At 72.0% G+C, this 6,660-nt stretch carries 2 protein-coding genes; both read left to right on the top strand.

What is annotated here, in order from left to right:
• Positions 1–5,158, top strand: a 5,158-nt coding sequence (locus QUG03_RS23105) for an amino acid adenylation domain-containing protein (RefSeq protein ID WP_500821108.1), incomplete at its 5' end; no start/stop codon positions are given.
• Between the two features lie 204 nt (positions 5,159–5,362).
• Positions 5,363–6,660, top strand: a 1,298-nt coding sequence (locus QUG03_RS23100; RefSeq protein ID WP_500821107.1) for a condensation domain-containing protein, incomplete at its 3' end; no start/stop codon positions are given.

Here is a 6,660-nt window from a genome sequence, read left to right as displayed (position 1 = left end):
CGAGCTGGGCGAGATCGAAGCCGCGCTGCTGGACCAGCCCGGCGTCGCCCAGGCCGTGGTCCTGATCCGCGAGGACGCGCCCGGGCAGCGCCGGCTGGTCGCCTACGCGGTGCCCGCCGCCGGCGTCCAGGCCGACGTCGCGCGCTGGCGCGACGCGCTGGCCACCCGTCTGCCCGACTACATGGTGCCCGCCGCCTGGGTGCCGCTGGATGCGCTGCCGCTGACCCCCAACGGCAAGCTGGACCGCCGCGCCCTGCCGGCGCCGGAGCTGACGCTGGCCGAGCACCGCGAGCCGGTCACCGAAAAAGAAAAACTGCTGGCCGAAGCCTTCGCCCAGACCCTGGGCCTGGAGCGCGTCGGCCTGGACGACAGCTTCTTCCATCTCGGCGGCGACAGCATCAGCTCCATCCAGCTGGTGAGCCTGGCCCGCAAGCGGGGCTTGGGCCTGACGCCGCGCCAGGTATTCGAACACCCCAGCGTCCGCGGCCTCGCCCAAGTTGCGACCGAAGCCTCGGCCCTGGCCGTTGACACGCGCGCCGACGCGCCGCTGCTGCGGCTGGAGCCGGCCGAAATCGAGCGCCTGAGTCGCCGCCGCCCCGGCCTCGCCGAACTGCTGCCGCTGACGCCGCTGCAGCAAGGCCTGCTGTTCCACGCGCTCTACGATCACTCCGCCGCCAACCCCTATGTGGTGCAGATGCGCATCGAACTGGACGGCGCGCTGGACGGCGCCGCGCTGCGCCGCGCCGGCGAAGGCCTGCTGAGCCGCCACCCGCACCTGCTGGCCTCCTTCATTCACGAGGACACCCTGCAGCCGATGCAGGCCTTGAGCCTGGACAGCGCCGCGCCGTGGCGGGAAGCCGATTTGTCGGCCCTCAGCGACGACGAGGCGCGCGCGCGGCTGGAAGACATGCAGACGGCCGATCATGGGGAGAGCATGCCGCCGGACCGCGGGCCGCTGCTGCGCCTCACCCTGATCCGGCTGACGCCGGAGCGCCACCGCCTGCTCTGGACTTTCCACCACCTCTTGCTCGACGGCTGGTCCCTTCCCGTGCTGCTGGAGGAACTGTTCGCGCTCTACCGCCAGGGAGAGTCGGCCGCGCTGCCGCCCGCGCCGGCCTACCGCGATTACCTGCTCTGGCTGTCCGGCCGCGATCAGGCCGCCGCCCGCCAGGCCTGGGGCGACTACCTGCGCGGCGTGGACGAGCCCACCCTGGTGGCGCCCGGCCTCCCCGCCGCCAAGCGGCGGCCGGATCTGCACACCGCCGCGCTGACGGCGGAGCTCAGCGCCGCGCTGTCCGCCCAGGCGCGGCGTCGCGGGCTGACCCTCAACACCCTGGCCCAGGCCGCGTGGGGTCTGCTGCTGGCCCGCCTGACCGGCCGCGACGATCTGCTGTTCGGCATCACCGTGTCCGGACGGACCGCCCCGCTGGAAGACATCGCGCGGCTGCCCGGCCTGCTGATCAACACCGTGCCGCTGCGCCTGAAACTGGAACCGTCGGCCACGCTGGCCGGCTGGCTGGACGATCTGCAATCGCGCCAGGCCGCGATGATGGAGCATCAGCATCTCGGACTCGGCGACATCCAACAGCTGACGGACATGGAGGAATTGTTCGACACGCTGATGGTGTTCGAAAACTATCCGCAGCTCGACGCGCTGCGCCAAAGCCGCGCCGGCGACGGCCTGAGCGTGCGCCCCGTCGACGGCTTGGGCGGCGATGTGTCGCATTACCCGCTGGGCCTCTGCGTGGTGCCGGGAGAAAGACTGGAGCTCCGACTGGGCTGCCGCGCCGACGCCTTCCCGCCGGCCGCGGCCGAGCGCATTCTCGCCAGCCTGACGCGCCTGTTCCAGGCGCTGGCCGGCGATCTTGAGCGGCCGATGGCCAGCCTGCGCTGGCTGGACGAGGCCGAGAGCCGCCAGCTGGACGGCTGGAACGCCACCACGCGCGCCACGCACGCCACCGCGCCGGCGACGCTGCCCGAGCTGTTCCGCCGGCAGGCCGAGCTGACGCCGGACGCCGTCGCGGTCTGCGCCGGCGACGTTCGCCTGAGCTACCGCCAGCTGGATCTGCAATCCAACGCGCTGGCCCACCGCTTGCGCGCGGCCGGCGTGACCGTGGAAACGCCGGTGGCGCTGTGGCTGCAACGCGGCCCGCTGCTGCCGGTGGCCATCCTCGGCGTGCTCAAGGCCGGCGGCTGCTATGTCCCGCTGCACACCGCCCAGCCGGAGGAGCGGCGGGCCTGGACCCTGACTCAGTCGCGCGCCGCTTTGCTGCTGGCCGACGAGGCACCGGCGCCGGCCATGCTGCCGCCGGGCCTGCCGGTGCTGCGGATAGACGGTCCGTCCGACAGCGCCGAGCACCCGCCCCGCCTGGAGCTGACCCCCGACGCGCTGGCCTATGTGATGTACACCTCCGGCTCCACCGGCGTGCCCAAGGGCATAGCCGTCAGCCACGCCAACGTCAGGGATCTGGCGCTGGACCGCCGCTGGGAGGGCGCGTCCCAGAGCAAGGTGCTGCTGCACTCTCCGCATGCCTTCGACGCCTCCACCTACGAGCTGTGGACCCCCTTGCTGCACGGCGGCCAGGCGACGCTGGCGCCGCCGGGGGACAACGATATCGACTCGCTGGCGGACGTCCTGCAGCGGGAAAGCGTCACCGCGGCCTTCCTGACCACCGCGCTGTTCAACCTGCTGGCCGAGGAGCGGCCGGACTGCTTCTCCAGCCTGCGCACGCTGTGGACCGGCGGCGAAGCCGCCTCGCTGCGCGCCTTCCAGCGGGTGCGGGAGCGCCATCCGGGGCTGGAACTGGTCCACGTCTACGGCCCCACCGAGACCACCACCTTCGCCACCTGCTGCCCGCTGCCGTGCGATCAGCCACTGGCTGCGCCGCTGCCGATAGGCGCGCCGATGGACAATACCCGCGCCTATGTGCTCGATTCCGCGCTGCGCCCGCTGCCCGTCGGCGCGCCCGGCGAACTCTACCTGGCCGGCAGCGGCCTGGCGCGCGGCTATCTGGATCAGCCGGCGCTCAGCGCCGAGCGTTTCGTGGCCAACCCCTTCGGCCCCGCCGGCAGCCGGCTCTACCGCAGCGGCGACCGGGCGCGCTGGCGCGCCGACGGCCAGCTGGAATTCCTCGGCCGCGCCGATCAACAAATCAAGCTGCGCGGCTTCCGCATCGAACTGAGCGAAATCGAGGCCAGGCTGAGCGAACACCCGGCCGTGTCCCAGGCGCGGGCGGTGCTGCGCGAGATGGACGGCGCGCCGCGCCAGCTGCTCGCCTATGTCGCGCTCCAGCCCGGCGCCGACATCGCCCCGTCCGCGCTCAGACAAGCCCTGGCGGCGCAGCTGCCCGACTATATGGTGCCGGCCGCCGTCGTCGCGCTGGACGCGCTGCCGCTGACCCCCAACGGCAAGCTGGACCACCGCGCGCTGCCCGCGCCCGATTTCCAGGCCGGCGAGCGGCGGCCTCCGCGCAGCGACGCCGAACGCATCCTGGCCGGGCTGTACGCCGAGCTGCTGGGCCTGGACGAAGTCGGTCTGGACGACGGTTTCTTCGATCTCGGCGGCGACAGCATCGCCTCCATCCTGCTGGTCAGCCGCGCGCGGCGGCAAGGCTTGCTGCTCAGCCCGCGCGAGGTCTTCCTCCATCCTCGGGTGGAGGCGCTGGCCGCCGTCGCCCGGCCGGTCGTCGCCGTCGCGGCCGAGGACACCGCGGAGGGCCCGCTGCCGGCGACGCCCATCATCCGCTGGTGGCTGGAGCGCGGCGGCCCGCAAAGCGGCTTCTACCAATCCATGCTGTTGCAAACCCCCGCCGGATTGGAACAAGCCCATCTACTGCAGGCGCTGCAAGCCTTGCTGGACAAACACGACGCGCTGCGGATGCGGCTGGATGCCGACAACGGCCTGAGCGTGCCGCCGGTCGGCTCGACCTCGGCGCAGGACTGCCTGCGCCGCATCGCGGCGGACGCGCATCTGGAGATCCCGCCGGCCGACATCGCCGCCGCGGCGCGGCAGCTGGACCCCGCCGCCGGCGCCATGTTGCGGGCGCTGTGGCTGGACGCCGGCCCGGACGCGCCGGGCAGGCTGTGGCTGGGCATCCATCACCTGGCGGTGGACGGCGTTTCCTGGCGCATCCTGCTGCCCGACCTGGCCTCCGCCTGGCGCGAGGCCCGCGCCGGCCAAGCCATCCGGCTGGATCCGGTGGCCACCTCCTTCCGCCGCTGGGCGCTGCTGCTGAACGAGGACGCCATCCGCGCCGCCCGCGCGGCTGAAGCGCCGATGTGGGCGGCCATCCAGAACCAGCCCGATCCGCCGCTATCGCCCTGCCCGCTGGACCCGGCGCTGGACACGGCCGGCGCCAGCCGGCGTCTGAGCGTCGCGCTGCCTTCCGCCGTCACCGCCGATCTGCTGACCCGGGTGCCGGCGCTGTTCCACGCCGGCATCAACGACGTGCTGCTCACCGGCTTCGCGCTGGCGGTGGCGCGCTGGCGGCATGGCCGGGGACGGGACGGCGGCTCCGCGGTGCGCCTGGAATTGGAAGGCCACGGCCGCGAGGAGCTGGGCGAGCATTGCGACCTTTCCCGCACCGTGGGCTGGTTCACCAGCCTGTTCCCCGTCTGCCTCGACCCCGGCGCCTCCGCCGCGGCCGCCCTGGACGACGACGCCGTGCTGGGCGCGGCGCTGAAGCGGGTCAAGGAGCAATTGCGCGCGCTGCCGGACCGGGGCCTGGGATACGGCTTGCTGCGCTATCTCAATCCGGAGACCGCCGCCCGGCTGAGCGGCGCCGCGCCGGCGCAACTCGGCTTCAACTACCTGGGACGCTTCTCCACGCCGGCGCGCGGCGACTGGATGCCGGCGCCGGAAGCGGCCGGGCTGGACGGAAACAGCGATCCTTCGACACCGCAGACCCACGCCATCGAGCTCAACGCCGCCACCCACGACGGCCCGGACGGACCGGAACTGGTGGCCACCTGGCTGTGGGCCGGCCGCCTGTTCGACCGGCAGGAGATCGAGAAGCTGGCGGAGAACTGGTTCGACGCGCTGCGCGCCTTGGCCAGGCTGGGCCGCGCGCCGGACGCCGGCGGCAGCACCCCGTCCGACCACCCCCTGGCCGGCGGGCTGTCGCAGGAGGAGATAGACCTGATCGAAGCCGGCTTCTAAGAACCTGTTCAATGTCTGCTGCGCTTCAGCGATACGGCGTTGAAAACCAGCTCAAAATGCTCATGTACCACATGTACATTCCGCTTTTTCGCTCGTTTTCGCCTTGTCTCGCCCTTGCTCGCGAGACTTTGAACAGGCTCTAAGAGCCTGTTCCAAATACTTTCCGGGGGCCGCCGACGGCGACCGCCCATTGCGAGGTTCACGATGTCGAAGATCGCCGAAATCCTGCCGCTGTCGCCATTGCAGCAAGGATTGCTGTTTCACGCGCTGTACGACGAACGCGAGGTGGACGCCTATCATGTCCGCAACCGCTTCGAGCTGCGCGGCGTCCTGGACGCCGGCCGGCTCAGGCGCGCGGCGGAGGCGCTGCTGCAACGCCATCCCAATCTGCGCGCCGCCTTCGTCTACAAGGGGCTGGCGCAGCCGCGTCAGGTGGTGCCCCGCGAGTTCGAGCTGGATTGGCGCGAGGAAGATCTGTCCGGCCGGGACGCCGCCGCGCTGGACGCGCTGCTGGAGGCGGATCTGCGCCGCCGCTTCGATCCGGGCAAGCCGCCGCTGCTGCGCTTCATCCTGGTCAAGCTGGACGCGGAACGCCATCAACTGCTGTGGAGCTTCCACCACCTGCTGTTCGACGGCTGGTCCATGCCCATCCTGATGGACGAGCTGTTCGCGCTCTACCGCCAGGGAGAATCGGCCGCGCTGCCGCCGACCGCGCCCTACCGCGATTATCTGGCCTGGCTGCAACAGCAGGACAAGGCCGCCGCCGCCCGCGCCTGGGCCGCCAGCCTGGACGCGCTGGACGAGCCGGCCAAACTGGGCGCCGCCGCCGCGGGGGAACGCCAGCTGATCCTGTCCCGTCAAACCGAAACCGCCCCGCTGCAGGCGCGGGCCCGCCAACTGGGCGTCACCCTCAACACCCTGCTGCAAGCGGCCTGGGCCATTCTGCTCGCCCGACTCAGCGCCGCCGACGACGTCGTTTTCGGCGTCACCGTCTCCGGACGCCCGCCGGAGCTCCCCGGCGTCGAGCGCATGGTCGGCCTGCTGATCAACACCGTCCCGCTGCGCCTGAGGCTGCGGCCCGAGGAAACCCTGGCCGCCCTGCTGCAACGCCTGCAGGCCCAGCAGGCCGCGCTGATCGAGCATCAGCACCTCAGCCTCGCCGAGATCCAGCAGGCGGCGGGAAGAACCGAGCTGTTCGACACCCTGCTGGTTTTCGAAAGCTATCCGGCGCTGCCCGGCGCGGCCAACGGCGAGGTGGCCGACGGCCTGGCCTTGATTCCGCTCGGCGGCGACGGCGCGGACACCTCCCACTACCCGCTCAGCCTGTGCGCCGCCCCCGGACCCGAACTCGAGCTGCGCTTCGGCTATCGGCCCGATCTCTTCTCCGCCGACGCCGTCGACGGCATCGCCCGGCAGTTGCTGGAGCTGCTGCGCCTGATCGCCGAACAGCCCGAGCTGCCGCTCGCCCGCATCCCGCCGGCCACGCCGGCCCAGCAAGACGC

The sequence above is a fragment of the Chromobacterium sp. CCUG 30098 genome (assembly GCF_059916605.1).
This window is presented reverse-complemented; position numbering and strand designations above follow the sequence as displayed.